Annotated in this window: 16 protein-coding genes, 1 tRNA gene and 1 pseudogene; 14 read left to right on the forward strand and 4 right to left on the reverse strand. The window is 55.2% G+C overall.

Annotated elements, in window-relative coordinates; genetic code table 11:
* The first annotated feature begins 37 nt into the window (after positions 1-37).
* Positions 38-1477 (forward strand): DegQ family serine endoprotease, encoded by a 1440-nt coding sequence (locus M5B43_RS08270; protein WP_248749629.1) that lies wholly within the window; start codon positions 38-40, stop codon positions 1475-1477.
* A gap of 67 nt (positions 1478-1544) precedes the next feature.
* Here the strand turns inward: M5B43_RS08270 and M5B43_RS08275 are convergent, their stop codons facing one another.
* On the reverse strand, positions 1545-2978 hold the full coding sequence (locus tag M5B43_RS08275; RefSeq protein WP_248749630.1) for a M48 family metalloprotease: 1434 nt from the start codon (positions 2976-2978) through the stop codon (positions 1545-1547).
* Positions 2979-3073: 95 nt separating this feature from the next.
* On the opposite strand from M5B43_RS08275, the gene M5B43_RS08280 reads away from it, so the two are divergent.
* Both M5B43_RS08280 and M5B43_RS08285 read left to right on the forward strand, forming a co-directional pair.
* Positions 3074-3313 (forward strand): sulfurtransferase TusA family protein, encoded by a 240-nt coding sequence (locus M5B43_RS08280; protein ID WP_248749631.1) that lies wholly within the window; start codon positions 3074-3076, stop codon positions 3311-3313.
* Between the two features lie 30 nt (positions 3314-3343).
* Complete coding sequence (locus M5B43_RS08285; protein ID WP_248749632.1) at positions 3344-4414, forward strand: AI-2E family transporter; 1071 nt, start codon at positions 3344-3346, stop codon at positions 4412-4414.
* 36 nt (positions 4415-4450) lie between these two features.
* Here the strand turns inward: M5B43_RS08285 and M5B43_RS08290 are convergent, their stop codons facing one another.
* Together M5B43_RS08290 and M5B43_RS08295 are read right to left on the reverse strand one after the other, a co-directional pair.
* On the reverse strand, positions 4451-4924 hold the full coding sequence (locus tag M5B43_RS08290) for a peroxiredoxin (RefSeq protein WP_248749633.1): 474 nt from the start codon (positions 4922-4924) through the stop codon (positions 4451-4453).
* Between the two features lie 9 nt (positions 4925-4933).
* The gene (locus tag M5B43_RS08295) at positions 4934-5494 is read right to left on the reverse strand and encodes a glycine cleavage system protein R (protein ID WP_176999172.1); all 561 of its coding nucleotides are present in this window, start codon (positions 5492-5494) and stop codon (positions 4934-4936) included.
* 262 nt (positions 5495-5756) lie between these two features.
* Between M5B43_RS08295 and dapA the strand changes: the two genes are divergently transcribed.
* The 8 genes and pseudogenes from dapA to M5B43_RS08335 form a co-directional block, all read left to right on the forward strand.
* Positions 5757-6635, forward strand: a complete 879-nt coding sequence (dapA, locus tag M5B43_RS08300) for a 4-hydroxy-tetrahydrodipicolinate synthase (protein WP_248749634.1) — start codon at positions 5757-5759, stop codon at positions 6633-6635.
* A 17-nt stretch (positions 6636-6652) separates the two neighbouring features.
* Positions 6653-7768, forward strand: coding sequence for an outer membrane protein assembly factor BamC (gene bamC, locus M5B43_RS08305; protein ID WP_248749635.1), 1116 nt, complete (start codon positions 6653-6655; stop codon positions 7766-7768).
* A gap of 4 nt (positions 7769-7772) precedes the next feature.
* Positions 7773-8531: an MBL fold metallo-hydrolase gene (locus M5B43_RS08310; protein WP_248749636.1), complete on the forward strand. Its 759-nt coding sequence runs from the start codon at positions 7773-7775 to the stop codon at positions 8529-8531.
* Between the two features lie 27 nt (positions 8532-8558).
* Positions 8559-9272 carry a phosphoribosylaminoimidazolesuccinocarboxamide synthase gene (purC, locus tag M5B43_RS08315; protein WP_010212191.1) on the forward strand — a complete coding sequence of 238 codons (714 nt, stop codon included), beginning with the start codon at positions 8559-8561 and terminating at the stop codon, positions 9270-9272.
* A gap of 83 nt (positions 9273-9355) precedes the next feature.
* A tRNA-Ser gene (locus tag M5B43_RS08320) sits at positions 9356-9445 on the forward strand.
* A gap of 386 nt (positions 9446-9831) precedes the next feature.
* Positions 9832-10905, forward strand: a complete 1074-nt coding sequence (locus M5B43_RS08325; RefSeq protein ID WP_248749637.1) for a PIN domain-containing protein — start codon at positions 9832-9834, stop codon at positions 10903-10905.
* A gap of 110 nt (positions 10906-11015) precedes the next feature.
* Positions 11016-12020 (forward strand): hypothetical protein, encoded by a 1005-nt coding sequence (locus M5B43_RS08330; RefSeq protein ID WP_248749638.1) that lies wholly within the window; start codon positions 11016-11018, stop codon positions 12018-12020.
* Between the two features lie 189 nt (positions 12021-12209).
* A pseudogene (locus M5B43_RS08335) lies at positions 12210-12932 on the forward strand (IS3 family transposase); the annotation flags it as partial.
* Between the two features lie 79 nt (positions 12933-13011).
* Here M5B43_RS08335 and M5B43_RS08340 read toward each other — a convergent pair.
* Entirely contained in the window at positions 13012-13926 is a 915-nt protein-coding gene (locus M5B43_RS08340; RefSeq protein ID WP_248749639.1) for a LysR family transcriptional regulator, read from the reverse strand.
* A 316-nt stretch (positions 13927-14242) separates the two neighbouring features.
* On the opposite strand from M5B43_RS08340, the gene M5B43_RS08345 reads away from it, so the two are divergent.
* Genes M5B43_RS08345 through M5B43_RS08355 form a run of 3 tightly spaced genes read left to right on the forward strand, consistent with a single transcriptional unit; the run spans position 14243 to position 18013 of the window.
* The gene (locus M5B43_RS08345) at positions 14243-15541 is read left to right on the forward strand and encodes a SidA/IucD/PvdA family monooxygenase (protein ID WP_248749640.1); all 1299 of its coding nucleotides are present in this window, start codon (positions 14243-14245) and stop codon (positions 15539-15541) included.
* A gap of 2 nt (positions 15542-15543) precedes the next feature.
* A complete protein-coding gene (locus tag M5B43_RS08350) occupies positions 15544-16710 on the forward strand; it encodes an MFS transporter (protein WP_248749679.1) in 1167 nt (388 codons plus the stop codon).
* A 40-nt stretch (positions 16711-16750) separates the two neighbouring features.
* Positions 16751-18013 (forward strand): ATP-grasp domain-containing protein, encoded by a 1263-nt coding sequence (locus M5B43_RS08355; protein ID WP_248749641.1) that lies wholly within the window; start codon positions 16751-16753, stop codon positions 18011-18013.
* Positions 18014-18024: the final 11 nt, after the last annotated feature.

The following is an 18024-nucleotide window of genomic DNA, read 5'->3' on the forward strand; positions in this document are numbered from 1 at the left end:
CCTGTCGCTCAACCCTGCTCGTCGTAACGGGAGCTGTATGTCGATACCACGTTTGAAGTCTTACTTATCCATAGTCGCCACGGTGCTGGTGCTGGGTCAGGCCGTGTCCGCGCAAGCGGCCGAGCTGCCTGACTTCACCCAGTTGGTGGAGCAGGCCTCGCCTGCCGTGGTGAACATCAGTACCACGCAGAAACTGCCGGATCGCAAAGTATCGAACCAGCAGATGCCAGACCTGGAAGGCTTGCCGCCCATGTTGCGTGAGTTCTTCGAGCGTGGCATGCCACAACAACGTGCGCCGCGCGGTGGCGGCGGCGGTCAGCGCGAGGCGCAGTCCCTGGGTTCAGGTTTCATCATTTCGCCTGACGGCTATATCCTCACCAACAACCACGTGATTGCCGACGCCGATGAGATCCTTGTGCGCCTGGCTGATCGCAGTGAACTCAAAGCCAAGCTGATTGGCACCGACCCACGTTCCGACGTGGCCTTGCTGAAGATCGACGGCAAAGATTTGCCGGTTCTCAAGTTGGGTAAATCCCAGGACCTGAAAGCTGGCCAATGGGTCGTGGCGATCGGTTCGCCGTTCGGTTTTGACCATACGGTCACCCAAGGTATCGTCAGCGCCATTGGCCGTAGCCTGCCCAACGAGAACTACGTCCCCTTCATTCAGACCGACGTGCCGATCAACCCAGGCAACTCCGGTGGCCCGCTGTTCAACCTGGCGGGCGAAGTGGTCGGGATCAACTCGCAGATCTACACCCGTTCCGGTGGTTTCATGGGCGTGTCTTTCGCGATCCCTATCGACGTGGCCATGGATGTTTCCAATCAGTTGAAGAGCGGCGGTAAGGTCAGTCGTGGCTGGTTGGGCGTGGTGATCCAGGAAGTGAACAAAGACCTGGCTGAGTCCTTCGGCCTCGACAAGCCGGCCGGCGCCCTGGTCGCGCAAATTCAGGATGATGGCCCCGCCGCCAAGGGTGGCCTGCAAGTGGGCGATGTGATCTTGAGCATGAACGGCCAGCCAATCATCATGTCGGCCGACTTGCCACATCTGGTGGGGGCTCTCAAGGCTGGCAGCAAAGCCAAGCTGGAAGTGATCCGTGCAGGCAAGCGCCAGACCGTCGAGCTCACCGTAGGTGCAATCCCTGAAGAGGGGGCGACCCTGGATGCTCTGGGCAATGCCAAGCCAGGTGCCGAACGCAGTAGCAACCGCCTGGGCATTGCCGTGGTTGAGCTGACCGATGAGCAGAAGAAAAGCTTCGACCTCAAGAGCGGTGTTGTGATCAAGGAAGTCCAGGACGGCCCGGCGGCCTTGATCGGCTTGCAGCCGGGTGACGTGATCACCCATCTGAACAACGAAGCGATCAACTCCACCAAGGAGTTCACCGATATCGCCAAGGCGTTGCCGAAGAACCGCTCGGTCTCAATGCGCGTGCTGCGTCAGGGGCGTGCCAGCTTCATCACCTTCAAGCTGGCCGAGTAATCCGCTAGCTTAATAAAAAGCCCCGTCTTCGGTTAGCGAAGGCGGGGCTTTTTTGTGGGCGATGGGGTCAGCTCATCATCCCTTTCACCAGGCGTTCCTGTTCGATCAACTCACGCTGGCGAGCGTCGATACGCGAAGACAGTGGGAAGTTGTTTCCGGCGCGGCGCTTGGCAAAGTCCAACTGCTGGATCGCCTGCTTGAAGTCACCTACCAATGCAAAATACTCGGCACGGGCTTGATGCAGGCCGATGATGTTGCCGGACAGGCCGCGTGTCTCGGCGACCTGGTACCACACGTCCGGATCATCCGGGCGGGACTTGAGCAGCCCATCCAGCGCCTTCTCTGCATCTGCAGTGCGGTTCTGTTTGAGCAGCAGGTCTACGCGGACCTGATTCAACGGGTAGTTGCCAGGATATTGGGTAAGCATTCGGTCCGTGCGTTGCTGGGCATCGGGCAGGCGGTTGTTGTTGATGTCCAGTTCAATCTGCGCCAAGTTGTAGGTGATGTCGTTGGGCGCCTTGGCCAGCAAGGGTTGCAGGTTCTCCCGGGCGTCCTTGTATTGGGTGCCCTTGATCTGTGCGATGGCCAGGCCATAGCGAGCCACGTCGTTTTTCGGGTTTTCGTCCAGTTGCGCCTGGAAGCGCTTGGCTGCCAAGCCGGGTGTGTCCTCGTATTGCAACTGCACCCGTGCGCGAATCAGCTGATAGCGCACGCTGTCTTCCTTACCGCCGGGTTTGGCTTGTTCGGCGCGGTTGCGGGTATCCGCGATTCGAGACTCGGTCACCGGGTGAGTCAACAAGAATTCCGGTGGCTTGGCGTCGAAACGGTATTGACGCATCAGGCGTTCGAACATGGTTGGCATGGAGCGCGGGTCGTAGCCAGCTTTCTCCAGGTTGAGGATACCGATACGGTCGGCCTCTTGTTCGTTCTGTCGGGAAAACCGGCGTTGTTCTTGGATGGCTGCGGCCTGCGAGCCGGCAATGGCGGCAATCCCGGCATCGCCAGCCCCTGCTGCGGCGGCGATGATGCCACCCAGCAGGGCAGCCATCATTGGGATCTGCATGCGTGACTGCGCTTCCACGCCGCGGGCGAAGTGGCGCTGGGATAAGTGAGCCAGCTCGTGGGCCAGTACTGACGCGTATTCCCCCTCGGTCTGGGCATTGAGGAAGAGGCCACCGTTGACCCCAACGATCCCGCCAGGTGCCGCAAAAGCGTTGAGCTGCGGGCTGTTGATCAGGATAAATTCCAGGCGTCGATCATTGACCTGACTGGTTTCCACCAGCTTGTACACGCTGGTTTCGACGTAATCCTTGAGTTGTGGGTCATTGAGCTGCGACACCTGGCCTCGTAGATAGGCCAGCCAGGCACGGCCCAGTTGGAATTCTTGTTGTGGCGAGACAATGGCAGAACTGGCGTCGCCAAGTGACGGCAGGTCGTCAGCGAAGCCCGGAGAGGCCAGCAGGCAAGCCAGCGTCAGCAGGGTAGGGCGCAAAAAAGTCATGCACAAAGCCTTTCGACAAAGAGCTTACTGTAGCCGGACACCGAGCTTCGGACCAGATATTCTAAGCAGCTCGAATACCCGCTCGGAGTAAAACCATGACCGACGCTGTAGCCTTTGACGCCGAGCTCGACGCCAGTGGCCTCAACTGCCCGTTGCCCTTGCTCAAGGCCAAGCTGGAACTCAACCGCCTGGCCAGTGGTGCAGTGCTCAAGGTGACCGCCACGGATGCAGGCTCCCAGCGCGATTTCCGGACCTTTGCCAAGTTGGCCGGTCACACCCTGCTGCACGAAGAAGAGGCGGCCGGTGTCTACCGTTACTGGCTGCGCAAGGCCTGAGCCGTTTGCCCCACCACCCGAGGTTGATTGATGTTCAAAGTGTTACGAGACTGGATTCAGCGCTACTTTTCCGATGAAGAAGCCGTGGTGCTGGCCGTCCTGCTGTTTTTGGCCTTTACCGCCGTACTCACCTTGGGTGGCATGTTGGCGCCGGTGCTGGCGGGAATGGTGCTGGCGTACCTGATGCAGGGCCTGGTCACCAGTCTGGAGCGCCTGCGTCTGCCCGGTGCGGTGGCTGTAGGGCTGGTGTTTGCCTTGTTCATGGGGGTGCTGGTGGTGTTCATCGTGGTGGTGTTGCCGCTGTTGTGGCATCAATTGATCACCTTGTTCAACGAGTTGCCGGGCATGCTCGCCAAATGGCAATCGCTGTTGCTGCTGTTGCCGGAGCGCTACCCGCACCTGGTGTCGGATGAGCAGGTGCTGCAGGCGATCGAAGTGGCCCGCGGCGAAATCGGAAAGTTCGGGCAATGGGCCCTGACCTTTTCCCTGTCCAGCTTGCCGTTGGTGGTCAACATCATGATCTACCTGGTACTGGTGCCGATCCTGGTGTTTTTCTTCCTTAAAGACCGCACGATGATAGGCCGCTGGGTACGCGGATACCTGCCGCGTGAGCGAGCGTTGATTACACGAGTGGCCGAAGAAATGAACCGGCAGATCGCCAACTACATCCGGGGCAAGGTCATTGAGATCGTTATCTGTGGGGGGGTCACCTACATCGCCTTTGTCGCGCTCGGGTTGAACTACGCAGCGCTGTTGGCATTGCTGGTGGGGGTGTCGGTGGTGGTGCCTTATGTCGGTGCGGTGGTGGTAACCGTACCGGTGATGCTGATCGCTTTGTTCCAGTGGGGCTGGAGTGACCAGTTCATCTACCTGATGGCGGTCTACGGCATTATCCAGACCCTGGATGGCAATGTGCTGGTGCCGCTGCTGTTCTCGGAGGCCGTCAACCTGCACCCGGTGGCGATCATCTGCGCCGTGCTGTTGTTTGGTGGGCTCTGGGGGTTCTGGGGGGTGTTTTTTGCGATACCCCTGGCGACGCTGTTCAAGGCCGTGCTGGATGCGTGGCCGCGGCAAGAGCCGGTTGTTGCGCCTTTGTTGTAACGGTTGGGGCGAACACCCGGTGCTCGCCCCAGAGGTTCATGCCTTGCTCAGCGCTTGTGCCGCCGCCAGAACAGCGTCCACATGCCCTGGTACTTTCACGCCGCGCCATTCCTGGCGCAACACGCCTTCACTGTCAATCAGGAACGTGCTGCGATCCACGCCCATGTACTCCTTGCCGTACAGTTTCTTCAGCTTGATCACATCAAAGAGTTGGCAGACTGCCTCGTCTTTATCGCTGATCAGTTCGAAGGGGAATGCCTGCTTGCCCTTGAAGTTTTCATGGGACTTCACGCTGTCGCGCGACACGCCAAACACTTCGGTGTTGGCCGCCTTGAACGCCGCGTACTGGTCACGAAAACCCTGGCCTTCGGTGGTGCAGCCTGGCGTGCTGTCCTTCGGGTAGAAGTAGATCACCACTTGTTTACCCTTGAGTGCTGCGAGGCTGAAGGTCTGGCCACTGGTGGCCTGGGCTTCGAAGTCGGCGACGGGTTTGTCGATGGCTACCGGCATGGGGTTTCCTTACATTGGGTTCTGTGGGCGCCATGGCTCGATCAGTGCGTCGAGGTTCAGGGCATCGGCGAAATCCAGGAACTGGTCGCGTAGCCAGCTGATCTGTACGCCGGGCGGCAAGGTCACGGTGAACGTGGCGTTGAGCATGGTGCCGCCGGTTTGGGGGGCTTGGTAGGTGTCGCAGGTCAGGTTTTCCAGCTCGACGTTGTGGTCGATAAAGAACTGGCACAGCTCATTGACGATGTCCGAGCGGTAGGCCGAGCTGACATACGCTACATAAGGGAGGGCTTGTGGGCGATTTTCCAGGGCAGCGCTGCGCACCACGTTGACGGTGAAGTCGTGCTTCTTGGCCAGGCCAGGCAGGCCGGTCTCCAGGCGCGCCAGGGCGTCCCAGGTACCGGAAATCTGCAGGACCAGCGCGCTGCATTCGCCGTGGCGGGTCAGGCGGGAGGTCACGACGGCGCAACGGTTCTCATGGCTGGCGCGGCACAGGACGTTGGTCAGCTCCATGGGGTTGGCGCCGAGGGCACTGATAACAAGGAATTGTTCGCGAACTGTGGGGGTGGACATGCAGCCTTCCTAAAGCGATGAGCGGTCGATACGGTAAGCGCTGTATCGATCAAAGGATGAAGGGTAGCGAAAACCATCGCCAAGGGCTAGGAGGTGGCGTTTTCATTGCGTGATCGGTCTGCTGCAGGCGGTGCTTTGGCTCAATGATGGCATTGCCCATCGTTTAGTTGATCCAGAACGCAACCTCACGCGGTACTTTGCTTGTACAAGCATCTTGGCGCCAGTACCATTACGGCTCTCTTTTTCCGGCAGGAGCGGTTGCATGATTGCGGGCAGTATGGTGGCACTGGTCACACCCATGGATGCACAAGGTCATCTCGACTGGGACAGCCTTGGCAAACTGGTGGACTTCCACCTGCAAGAAGGCACCAACGCCATTGTGGCGGTCGGCACCACGGGTGAGTCGGCCACTCTGGATGTGGAAGAACACATCCAGGTGATTGAATTCGTGGTCAAGCGCGTCGCAGGGCGTATCGCCGTGATCGCCGGTACGGGCGCCAACTCGACGCGTGAAGCGATCGAGCTGACCAAGAACGCCAAGAAAGCCGGCGCCGACGCCTGCCTTCTGGTCACGCCGTATTACAACAAGCCGACCCAGGAAGGCTTGTACCAGCACTTCCGCACCATTGCCGAAGCTGTCGACATCCCGCAGATCCTCTACAACGTACCGGGCCGCACCGCGTGTGACATGCAGGCTGCGACCGTGATCCGCCTGTCCACCGTGCCGAATATCATCGGCATCAAGGAAGCCACGGGCGACCTGCAGCGCGCCAAGGACATCCTGGCCGGCGTGAGCAACGACTTCCTGGTGTATTCCGGGGATGACGCCACCGCTGTCGAGCTGATCCTGCTGGGTGGCAAGGGCAACATCTCCGTGACCGCCAACGTGGCCCCACGAGCCATGAGCGACATGTGCGCCGCCGCCCTCGCCGGTGATGCCGTGACCGCCCGTGCGATCCACGAGAAGCTGATGCCGCTCAACAAGACACTGTTTATCGAATCCAACCCTATTCCCGTGAAGTGGGCACTGTTTGAAATGGGCCTGATGCCGGACGGTATCCGTCTGCCGCTCACCCGGCTCAGCGAAGCCTGCCACGAACCGCTGCGACAGGCCCTGCGCCAGTCCGGCGTCCTGGTTTAATTGAGGAAGCACTACGCATGAAGCGATTGGCCGGACTTTCCGCACTTGCCTTGATTATCTCCAGCACCAGTGGCTGCGGTTGGATTTGGGGCCCGGAAGGCTACTTCCGTGACCGCGGCAGCGATTACCTGGATGCGCAAGCGACCAAACCGATGCAACTGCCACCTGACGTCAACGTAGCCAAGCGTCTTGACCCGTTGCTGCCGATTCCACGCAACGTTGCCGACGACACCGTCAAGGGCGAGTTCGTGGTGCCGCGTCCACAGCCGATTGCGTCCGTGGCGCAGGCCAGTGACTACAGCCTGCAGAAGAGTGGTGACAACCGCTGGATCATGGCTCAGCGCCCACCTGCTGAAGTCTGGCCGGTGGCGGTGCAGTTCTTCCAGGACAACGGTTTCCGCCTGGACCAGCAGCGCCCGCAGACCGGCGAGTTCACTACCGCGTGGCAGCAGAGCAGCGAACTGTCCGCCAGCATGGCCAAGCGCCTGCAGGCTGGCGGTGTCGCCGCCGACAGCGAAGCCCGTGTGCGTGTGCGTATCGAGCCTGGCGTGCAACGCAATACCAGTGAAGTCTATGTGGTCAGCGCCGAGCGTCCTGCCGGCAGCACCGCCAACGTCGACTTCACCAACCGTTCGGTCAACACCGGCGTCGACGCCGCACTGGTTGACGAGATGCTGGCCAGCATGAGCCGCATCTCCGAGAAGGGGGGCTCCGTTTCCCTGCTCGCCGCACGGGATTACGACACGCCTAACCGCGTCAGCCTCACCGAAGACGGCAGCGGTAACGTGGTGCTGAACCTGGGTGAAGACCTCGACCGTGCGTGGGCCAGTGTCGGCCGCGCGCTGGAGCAAGGTCCTTGGCGTGTCGAGGACATCAACCGCAGCCTGGGCCTGTATTACATCAACGTGGCTGAAAAGGCCGAGAAGAAAGACGACGAGCCAGGTTTCTTCAGCAAGTTGTTCGGCAGCAAGCCGACCAAGGAAGAGATCGAAACCCGTGCCGAGCGTTACCAGGTTCGTTTGAGCAAGGTTGGCGAAAACGTACAAGTGACCGTCGAGAAAAACATCAACACCGTTGCACCTGCTGAAACAGCGCGCAAAGTGTTGGGCGTGATTCAAGACAACCTGGGCTGATCCGATGCGTTTTGCCGTTCTCGGCAGCGGTAGCCAAGGGAACGGTACGCTGGTCGCCCATGACGATACGTACGTGCTGGTGGATTGTGGTTTCTCCTTGCGGGAAACCGAGCGGCGCCTGCTGCGCCTGGGGGTTCACCCCTCGCAGCTGAGCGCGATTCTGGTGACCCACGAACATGCCGACCACGTGCATGGCGTGGGTTTGCTGTCTCGGCGCTACAATCTTCCGGTGTACTTGAGTCGCGGTACCTTGCGCGGGATGCGCAAACCCATAGAGCCCGCAGGTTTCCTGGCAGGTGGCGAGCAACTGCAAGTCGGAGCCTTGAGCATCGATGTGATTGCGGTCGCTCACGATGCCCAGGAGCCGACGCAGTACGTATTCAGTGACGGCCAGCGACGCTTCGGCGTATTGACCGACCTGGGTTCCTACTGCGCCAGGGTGCTGGACGGTTACCGGAACCTCGATGCGTTGATGATTGAGTCGAACCACTGTCGAGACATGTTGGCGCGTGGTCACTACCCGTACTTTCTCAAGCAGCGGGTGGGCGGCGAACTAGGACATTTGAACAACCACCAGGCGGCGTACCTGGTGTATGAGTTGGGCTGGCAAGACTTGCAACACCTGGTCCTCGCCCATCTGAGCAGCAAGAACAACCTGCCGACGCTTGCCCGGCAATGTTTTGTCGACACCCTCGGGTGCGACCCGGACTGGCTGCAACTGGCCGATCAAGATTCAGGGCTCGACTGGCGACACATCGCCTAGCCCACCATTTAGCAAGCGGAGCCCATCATGGAAAAACGTGAAGAACTCTACCGCGGCAAAGCCAAGTCGGTATACAAGACCGACGACGCCAACCGCCTGATCCTGCTGTTTCGCAACGACACTTCGGCGTTCGACGGCAAGCGCATCGAACAGCTTGATCGCAAGGGCATGGTGAACAACAAGTTCAACGCCTTCATCATGCAGAAGCTCGAAGCGGCCGGCATCCCGACCCAATTCGACAAACTGCTGGGCGACAACGAGTGCCTGGTGAAGAAGCTGGACATGATCCCGGTCGAATGCGTCGTGCGTAACTACGCTGCCGGCAGCCTGGTCAAGCGCCTGGGCGTGGAGGAGGGCCTCAAGCTCAACCCTTACACGTTCGAACTGTTCCTGAAGGACGACGCCAAGGGCGACCCGTTCATCAACGAATCCCACGTCGTGGCATTCGGCTGGGGCACCGCTGAACAACTGGCGCGCATGAAGGAGTTGTCCCTCAAGGTCAACGACGTCCTGAGCAAACTGTTCGACGACGCCGGCTTGCTGCTGGTGGACTTCAAGCTGGAATTCGGCGTCTTCCACGACGGCTCCATCGTCCTGGGCGACGAGTTCAGCCCGGACGGCTGCCGCCTGTGGGACAAGGACACCAAGAAGAAGATGGACAAAGACCGCTTCCGCCAGGGCCTCGGTGATGTGATCGAAGCCTACGAAGAAGTCGCCAATCGTCTCGGCGTACCGCTGTAATCGACGCAAGCATCTGATAGCACGGAAAAAAATCTCTTTTGAGCTTTGCTTCCACGTAACAGGCTGTTATGATGCGCGCCGTTGGAGAGATGCCAGAGTGGCCGAATGGGACGGATTCGAAATCCGTTGTACCTTCACCGGTACCTAGGGTTCGAATCCCTATCTCTCCGCCATTATAGAAAAACCTTTGTAATTCAATGAATTACGAGGGTTCAGAAACAGCGATTTGTAGCAGTAGTTTGTAGCAAATTTTTGCCAAACTGCAGTGATCAAATCGCTGTTTTTTTTCGTCTGTACTTTTTATTTTTGCGTTTGAGTCCTACCTCACACTTCATTGGCTCGCACCCTGTGTGACCGCCTATGGTGCGAATCAGCGTGGTTCGCATCGCTCTGCATAGAACGCGAGCGATTATGCATTCAAAGCTCCTATGGCTCTGTACAGACCGTATGACGTGCTGCTGTGGGTCGGTGCAGAAGAAGGGCAACCGAGGAGGCTTGCTTTGAATTCGTGGCAAAGAGAGTATTGGCAATCATAGAGCCATCACCGACGGAGATTGCGATGCCGCTTCAAACAAGGAATGTGTTTGTAGATACCGAATTTTTTGTCAAAGCTGGCTTGGATTTTTCATCCAAGACACTGGAGTCTTTCAAAGAGATTTGTGGTGCTGGCGAGCTGAATCACCTCACCAGTACGATAGTAGTGCGAGAAGTGAAGCGTAAAATAGGTGAGCACATTGGTGATGCTATCAATGGTGTCAACGCGTTTCGTCGAAAAGCGAAAATACTGACAAACTCTAATGATGAGGTTATCAAAAACTTATTCGTGCCTTTCGATCAAAAAGAAATCGAAAAACACGCTATTCAGGTTTTTGATGATTTCCTCGATGACTCCAATACTACCGTTGTTGATTTGAGCAAGGTAGACGGAAACGAAATTGTCGAAATGTATTTTGATCAACAACCGCCGTTTCAGGGAGGGAAGAAAAAAAATGAATTCCCTGACGCATTTACGCTTCTGGCTGTTCGGGGGGCATTGAAAGTTCGGGAAGAGATATATGTTGTTTCCGAAGACAAGGATCTAATTACTTTTTGCGAAGAAAACCCTAGATTCATACAAATCGAAAGCCTAAGCAAACTGCTCGACCTTTATAACTCTCATGATGAAGATCGGTCTAAATTCATAAAAGAATATATCGAAGAGCATGAAGAGGAAATCAAGCAGACTATCAAATCGTTGATCGAAGATGCTGACGCCTACAACTCGTCGACGTGGGAGGATGCTGAAGTAGATGAGTTCTCGATTCTCGGCGTTGGAGATTTTGATCCATCTATCATTCATATTGATGATGAAAACTGCCAAATCGTTTGTGATGTTGAGGTAAATTATCGTGTTTCAGTAACGGGGCCGGATTATGCAAATGGTCGATACGACAGGGAAGACGACGTCATCTATACATTCGAAGATACGACGCAGATAGAAGATGGAAAACTAGAATTTACAGTGGAGATCGACCTGTCGTATGAGGTTGACGATGGCGAATTCACTATTCAAGGCATGGATATAAGCGTTCAAGGTCTATCGGGCGGTATTGAATTCTCAGTAGAGGAAACCCCTTACGAAGATTATCGGTAGCATTTACGTTATATTTTCCATTGGTATTTAAGCGTTTGGCCGCAGATGCGGCCTTTCTTTCCCGGCGATCTGGTCACTGGGTTAACGATGAATTGCTCAAGGATTAGACGATGCTACAAAGCTATGCTTTCTGTAATCGGGACGGTTTATTAGGAATCTTCCAAAAAGAAGGCGAAATAATTCACCTGTACGTGGATAGTCCGCATTACATTTACGACTGTCGAAACTGGAAGGAATGGATCCAACAGACTGAAAGTGATTACGATCAAAGATTCGCTGGCGGGGATATTCTGAAACCTACGGAAAAATCAATTTATTATTATCTGCTTCATTTTTGCGAAAATATCAACATTGATGTACTCGATCTGGTTGAGGTCGCTAATCCCGGATTGTTCTTCTCGCGAATAAGTCGAGGGAACTTCCAGTTTAACTACGTGGGAGATAGCTACTATCAAGAAATTAGAGCTTACCAAGCAATTCAAGATTCATTAGATTCACTTCTCTACGTTGTTGAACCATCGGTTACAAATTTCGAATCTTATGGTCATAAAATACGTGAACTGTTGATATTGGCATGCGCCGAGGTCGAATACCTTTTGCTTAGGGTACTGATTGAAAACGGCTACCCACAAAAGAAAACCTACAAAACAAGCGACTACATTTATTGCTTACCAATACTCAAGCTAAATGAATACAAGGTGGTATTGGGTCAATATCCGAATTTAAAAGTTTTTCAACCCTTTGCTAACTGGAATGCCCAATCACCCACGCAGACGCTTGAGTGGTATGACGCATACAACTCAGTGAAGCACAATCGGGGGGGAAGCTTGAAAAATGCGAATTTCAAGAACTTACTTGATGCGATTGCTGCCATTCATATTTTGCTAGAAGCTCAATATGGCAAAAATATCTTCCATAAGTGGACGCAGTATAAAGATGCAAAAAGCGTCTTTGAAAGCGTTTCACGCCCAAAATGGAGCCCCTCAGAAATTTCAGTACCAATTTTCGAAGGTTACGAAATAAAGCCGAACTGGGTAGGGGCACTACAATATTTTGCTTGTTATCCGATTCCAAGCAAACCGCCGAAACCAAAATGCACGACGTGTGGTAGATAAACGAGTCAGAAACTGGTTTCTCGGTCTCTGAACGCCCGTGAAACGACGCGTAAAGGCCTTTGATTCAGGTCAAGGTGGTTTAGAACGCTGGGACTTGTACCGGCGTGAAAAATCGCCAACCCCTCTTTGAATCGCCCCGGGTTTCGTGGACACCTCCATGCCTTAAACTGAGGCCAATTAGCAGGTGCCATGAGCAACCCACGTTATCCCGAAGAATTCAAAATCCAAGCGGTCAATCAAGTGACCGAAAAGAAGCTGCCTGTCGCTGATGTGGCGGCGCGTCTTGGCGTGTCGACGCATAGCCTCTATGCCTGGATAAAGCGCTACAGCAAACCTCAAGCAGAACGGCAGCAAGACGATGATCAGCACGCTGAACTGCGTCGTCTGCGAGCCGAACTCAAGCCGGTCACCGAAGAGCGAGACATCTTAAAAAAGGCCGCCGCGTACTTTGCCAAGGAGTGCGGTAGAAGTACGCCTTTATCAAGCAGCGAGCGGGCGACTATTCGATTCGACGGCTTTGCCTCACACTGAAAGTCCATCCCAGTGGTTATTACGCTTGGTTGTCTGAGCCGCAATCTGCACGCGCTAAAGACGACCAACGATTGCTGGGTTTGATCAAGCATTCGTGGCTGGAAAGCGGCGGCGTTTATGGCTATCGCAAAATCCATGACGACCTGCGCGAGGTCGGTGAGGTTTGCGGGCGCCATCGTGTGGCAAGGCTGATGCGTCTTGAAGGGCTGCGCTCTCAGATGATTTGGCTATTGATGCGTTGTTGATGGCGGTTTGGAGGCGTAAACCGAAGCAAGAGGTGATGGTTCATTCCGACCAGGGCAGCAACACAGCAGCGCCGATTGGCGCAGCTATTTGAAAGCGAACAATTTAGTCGTCAGCATGAGTCATCGAGGCAACTGTCTGGGCCGGTTAGCGACCGTTGCTCTGGTTAGCCATCCTTGTCCTCCCACATATGGACGACTTGTCATGAACATCATCGCTACCCCAGCAAAGTATGAAGCTGTTGGCGTAATTCGCCGGAGCTCAACTTCATCTCATCAATGAAGGACATTGCTACTGGCGTCTGTGGCCGATACAACGGTGTGATGAGGTTGACGGAAAATGGTATCGAAATCGAAAACCGCCGCAAGCACAAACCCTGACTGGCAAAACTCAAGGCCGTCAATGGATTGATAATGCCGACACCGACGTTTTGCTGAACGAAGAAGCAAACGGCCGCTGCGCTGTGGGTTTCGATGACCGTGCGACATTTGACTTGGGCTTCGGCAAGTATCTTGTCGAGGATGATCCGGTACGGGTCCTGACCCGAAAGGCTAATCATATTGATACCGGCCATATCCAGAGGCGTAATTACCTTTTTGCCGCACAGCGGATGATTGGATGGCAGCACGCACACTTCATCGCCTGTGAAGATGTTTTCACATTGGGTACCTGACGGTGTTTCGCTGTTTTCAGTCAGTCCAAAATCATGCCGTTGGGCCGTCATCCATTCTTCGAGCAGTGGTGACTCCTGCGGAGTGATGTTGATGTTCACTTCCGGAAACGCCTTGATGAACCGACCACACACATAGGGCAACAGGCTCTGCGAAAAGGCAGGCAGGCATGCGATTGTGAGACTGCTCTGGAAATTCTTGATCGATAGCGCCGCATTGTGGATGCGTTCGAGCCCGTAATAGGAGGTTTTCACCTCCTCAAACAAGCTCAGCCCCTGAGTGGTTGGCTGCAAGCGCGCTTGTGTTCGTTCAAACAATTTGAGCCCCAGGACATGCTCGAAACGTGCGATTTCACGGCTGACGGTTGGCTGTGAGGTTTTGAGCAATGCCGCCGCTTTGGTCACGCTGCCGGTGGTCATGATCGCCCAGAATATTTCGACTTGCCTGAAACTGAATTTCACTACATCCCCCCAACACAGATACGGCCTGAATCCATTGAAAAACGCAGGCGAGCATAGCACGCGAGCCCATTGCAGCCTTGTTGAAGGCATATCAGAAATGAAACATACCTAAAAAGAAATGATATTTTGAATGTGCTGGCCATGTAATTACACTGGCCCGACAAATAAATCTCTACCACTCTGTTCCCATCAGATGTGCGGTCGTGCATCTGTTATTTAGCAGTGCCGATACGGGCATCAGGACCCTGCGAGAGCAGCAGGCGGATCAAGTTTACGAATGGATTAATTGGAATCGACCCATGTGAGGGTGCAACTTATGGACATGCATGATTTGGTCGGCATTGGATTTGGCCCTTCGCATATTGGCTTGGCGGTCTCGCTTTATGAAGATTATAAAGAGGAGACTGAAGGCAAAAAAATCACTTTTTTTGAAGCCAAGAACAAGCACGGCTGGCATCATCCCATGATGTTGCCCAGTGCCAAGATGCAAATTTCTTTTATGAAAGATCTTTGTTTTTTGCGCAACCCAAAAAGTCACTTTACATTTGTGAACTATTTGCATGAGCACCGCCGACTGAGTTCTTTCGCCAACCTGCGCGACTTCAACCCGAGTCGCAAGGAATTTGATGATTACCTGCGCTGGGTTGCCGGCCACTTTAATCATGTGACGCGTTACTCATCATGGGTTCAGTCGATTCTGCCGGTTAAAGAAGATAATCAGGTCGTCGCTCTTGATGTAACCGTCAATGATATGCTGACGGGCAACATACAGGTCGTGAGGACGCAGAATCTTGCCATCGCTATTGGCGGTGAACCGGCAATGCCGGTGGCGTGCGCCAGCCCACACGTCTTCCATTCCTCGCAGTTGCTGGAAAAGCTGTCGGAATACGATGAAAACGAACGCTATCGGTTTCTGGTAGTGGGTTCCGGACAGAGCGCGGCGGAGATTTATCAGCACCTGATAAGTCGTTATCGTCATGCAGATGTGCGGGTGGCGAGCAGTGGCATCGGGTTCAAGCAAGCCGATGACAGTGAATACGTGAATGAAGTGTTTGATAACGAAATGATCGACCGGTTTTATCATCTGGATCCGGACAATCGCCAAGCACTGATTCGAAAACACTTCGACACCAACTACTCGGTCGCCGATCTGGCAATTATTCAAAGCCTCTATCGTGAAGAATATGAAGCTCTGATTGGCGGGGATGTCGATCGCTTCGGAATGCTTAAGTTCAAACGGCTCACCGATGTGGTCGAGTACAATAAAGCGTTGTCTGTCACATTGGTTTCGACGCTCGACGGTGAGTGTCAGGAGCTTGAAGTGGATGTAGTTATCTGTGCTACCGGTTATAGCCGCAAGAATAACTTGGCGCTGCTGGACTCCCTCAAACCTTATTGGGCAGAGTCTGCACACATACCGCGCTTGAGTCGTAATTACGCCTTGCAGATGACTGCCAACTTTAAACCTAACATTTATATCCAGGGCATGTCGGAGCATACTCATGGGCTGAGCGATACATTGCTTTCGGTTATTTCGCGACGATCCCATGAAGTGGGTGGGGAAATCGTCAATACGCTGAATAACAGGGCCATGCTGGGAGCAATTACATCGTGAAAATGCCCCGAGAGCTGATCGTGTTTTTAGTCTCCTCCACGGTTTACCGGTTGTTTTCCGGTGCACTGCTGGTTTCCCTGACATGGACCATTCTCAATCAGAATGACGGCAGCTATTTGCCGTTGGCACTCGCAATTTTTTGTTCATTTATCCCGGCGTTTGTGACGCCGATGATGATCAAACGCCTGTCGACCCGAATGAACGGGCGCCAGATGAGCAGTTGGTTCCTGGTTTGCCTCGCAGCCCTGAGTCTGGTCGCCGGGGTGGCCCGTGATATCACGGTCGGACTGCTCATCACCAATCTGTTTGTATGGCTGATATTCATGCTGCTGGAAGCCAGCCTGGACATGTGGTTTACCCAGGTTCAGCGTGGCATGGATGAAGCGACAGTCAGGCGCATCAGCGGTGCGACCACCGCCACCAGCCAGGCGGCACTGATGATTGGCCCGTTATTGGCGGCCGGCCTGATGCCGGTTCTGACTGGTATGGGTTTCTACATTCTCCTGTGCATCAGCTTCTTGCTCGTGTCTACGGTTTGCTACACCCGAAGCGGCGCCACCGTGATTGAGACACAGGAGGGCAACGCATCGGTGGCGCCGGCGAAGCTTCCGCTGACCTTATTCATTCCGATGGTGTTGATCTGGCCAATCCTCGGCGCGTTCAACTTCATGCTCCCGCAGTACGTGGCGAGTCATGGCTGGGCGCTGTTTGAATTAGGTGTGCTGGACGCCGTGTTCGGCATGGGCATGGCGTTGATTGGTGTACTGATCATTTTGGGCAATACAGGCCGTAACCTGTTGATCTTTTTGTCCGGGCTGATTGCGCTTGCCGTCGTCGCCGCTCTGATGTGGTTCCTGGTACCCAACTCGCTTGTTCTCAAGGCCCTGAGCCTGCTGGTTCTGGGCATGGCGTTTGGCGGCGCCCGGGTGCATATACGCGCGGCTATTGCCTATCGCTACAGCGAGGCCGCCGTCGGCCTTTGTGTCAGCAGAGCCAATGCGCTGGCGACACCTGTGCTGTTGCTGATTCTGAGCCTGCAACTGGCAATGATCGAAACTGCGTGGCTCGTACCGTTCCTGATGATCACGCTGTCCATCGCACTCTTGCTGCAGACCTCTGCGATTCGTTTTGCCCAAGGACAGACGAACGCCGCCCCCGTCAGCGCCTGACAAAAGCGCGCCATATGTACGTAAAGTTTGAGGATTTGATATGACATTATCCAATCGTTACGCCTTGTTGATCGGCGCCGATTTGCCCATGAGGGAGCGGGCCGTACTATGTACTGCGCGTGCCTTGGGCATGGCCGTTGTGGTGCTCGCCTACCCTGGCGAGGTTCTGGCCCAGCGGCGCCGGCCGGCAGCCAGCCTGGCGGACGACTACATCGTCAGCCCGTACCTGCTGGATCCAGAGCGCGCGCTTGAGGCGGTCAAAGACTACGAACGCAGGACAGGCCTCAAACCGGCGGCAGTCATTCCGGTCAACGACTTTGTTCTAGAGGCGGGTGCTGCGATAGCCAGGCAGTACGCAATACCCTTCCACAGCGACGCGGTGATCCTACGCTGCCGCGACAAGTTGCTGATGAAGACTGAACTGGTAAAGGCTGGACTGAATGTGGCGCCGACCCTGGCGGTCAATGAAGGTGTCGCCAGCTACGTCTTCAAAGATCAGGAAAAGGTCATTTTCAAACCCAGTGTCTTTGGAGGCAGTGGAGGCGTGCGCTTGGTGAGCAACCGACAGGAGTTGCAAGTGGCGATTGATGACGCTGCGAAGCTGTTGCACAAGTACAAGGACATTCTGTACATCGACCCGGAGCGGATTCACCTGGAGGCCTTCCTCGACAGCGAGCTTGAAGTTTCTGTCGAAGTTTATTGCAGGCCCGGCGAGTGTACGGCGGCCGCCGTCACCCACAAACAACTATCACCACGTCCGTATTTTGCTGAAATGGGCCACATCGTTCCCTATGCCGGGACAGATTATGACGCCTTGCGCGCGACTGCCGAAGAGGCGTGTCGGGCACTGGGTATCGAACGTGGCGTATCTCATGTCGAGATCAAGATCGTTGATGGCGTGCCTTTCATCATTGAGGTAGGCGCCCGCCCCGCGGGCGACCGGATCATCGACCTGGTCTATCGCTCGCTGGGCATTGACCTCTATGCCCTGCACGCTAAGAGCTACTGTGACATCTGGGATGACATGCCTGTCGTCAAACGCCGTGGCACGGCAGCCGTCGCCTTTCTGAAAGCGGCGCCCGGAAAGATCACCCGTATCAATTCGGTCGCACTGCCCGAGGGTGTGCAGGAACTCAGTCTTTACAAAGGCGTTGGAGATGTTTGCGACAGGGATGCGCAGAACTTCGAAACACGTGAAGGCCATGTGGAGTGGTTCTGGCCGATTGAGCATCGGGACACACCTGACTTCATGCTGCACACGGCGAGGCTATCGGCCGATTTGTTTGAAATCGAGCCAGCCTGAACCCGTTCCTG

This window comes from Pseudomonas sp. MWU15-20650, from assembly GCF_023242475.1.
In the GTDB taxonomy this organism is placed as follows: Bacteria; Pseudomonadota; Gammaproteobacteria; order Pseudomonadales; family Pseudomonadaceae; genus Aquipseudomonas.

Excerpts from the sequence above, each read along its gene's own strand:
- M5B43_RS08270 (WP_248749629.1), top strand. The coding sequence starts at position 38 with ATGTCGATACCACGTTTGAAGTCTTACTTATCCATAGTCGCCACGGTG.
- M5B43_RS08275 (WP_248749630.1), bottom strand. The coding sequence starts at position 2,978 with ATGACTTTTTTGCGCCCTACCCTGCTGACGCTGGCTTGCCTGCTGGCC.
- M5B43_RS08280 (WP_248749631.1), top strand. The coding sequence starts at position 3,074 with ATGACCGACGCTGTAGCCTTTGACGCCGAGCTCGACGCCAGTGGCCTC.
- M5B43_RS08285 (WP_248749632.1), top strand. The coding sequence starts at position 3,344 with ATGTTCAAAGTGTTACGAGACTGGATTCAGCGCTACTTTTCCGATGAA.
- M5B43_RS08290 (WP_248749633.1), bottom strand. The coding sequence starts at position 4,924 with ATGCCGGTAGCCATCGACAAACCCGTCGCCGACTTCGAAGCCCAGGCC.
- M5B43_RS08295 (WP_176999172.1), bottom strand. The coding sequence starts at position 5,494 with ATGTCCACCCCCACAGTTCGCGAACAATTCCTTGTTATCAGTGCCCTC.
- dapA (WP_248749634.1), top strand. The coding sequence starts at position 5,757 with ATGATTGCGGGCAGTATGGTGGCACTGGTCACACCCATGGATGCACAA.
- bamC (WP_248749635.1), top strand. The coding sequence starts at position 6,653 with ATGAAGCGATTGGCCGGACTTTCCGCACTTGCCTTGATTATCTCCAGC.
- M5B43_RS08310 (WP_248749636.1), top strand. The coding sequence starts at position 7,773 with ATGCGTTTTGCCGTTCTCGGCAGCGGTAGCCAAGGGAACGGTACGCTG.
- purC (WP_010212191.1), top strand. The coding sequence starts at position 8,559 with ATGGAAAAACGTGAAGAACTCTACCGCGGCAAAGCCAAGTCGGTATAC.
- M5B43_RS08325 (WP_248749637.1), top strand. The coding sequence starts at position 9,832 with ATGCCGCTTCAAACAAGGAATGTGTTTGTAGATACCGAATTTTTTGTC.
- M5B43_RS08330 (WP_248749638.1), top strand. The coding sequence starts at position 11,016 with ATGCTACAAAGCTATGCTTTCTGTAATCGGGACGGTTTATTAGGAATC.
- M5B43_RS08345 (WP_248749640.1), top strand. The coding sequence starts at position 14,243 with ATGGACATGCATGATTTGGTCGGCATTGGATTTGGCCCTTCGCATATT.
- M5B43_RS08350 (WP_248749679.1), top strand. The coding sequence starts at position 15,544 with ATGCCCCGAGAGCTGATCGTGTTTTTAGTCTCCTCCACGGTTTACCGG.
- M5B43_RS08355 (WP_248749641.1), top strand. The coding sequence starts at position 16,751 with ATGACATTATCCAATCGTTACGCCTTGTTGATCGGCGCCGATTTGCCC.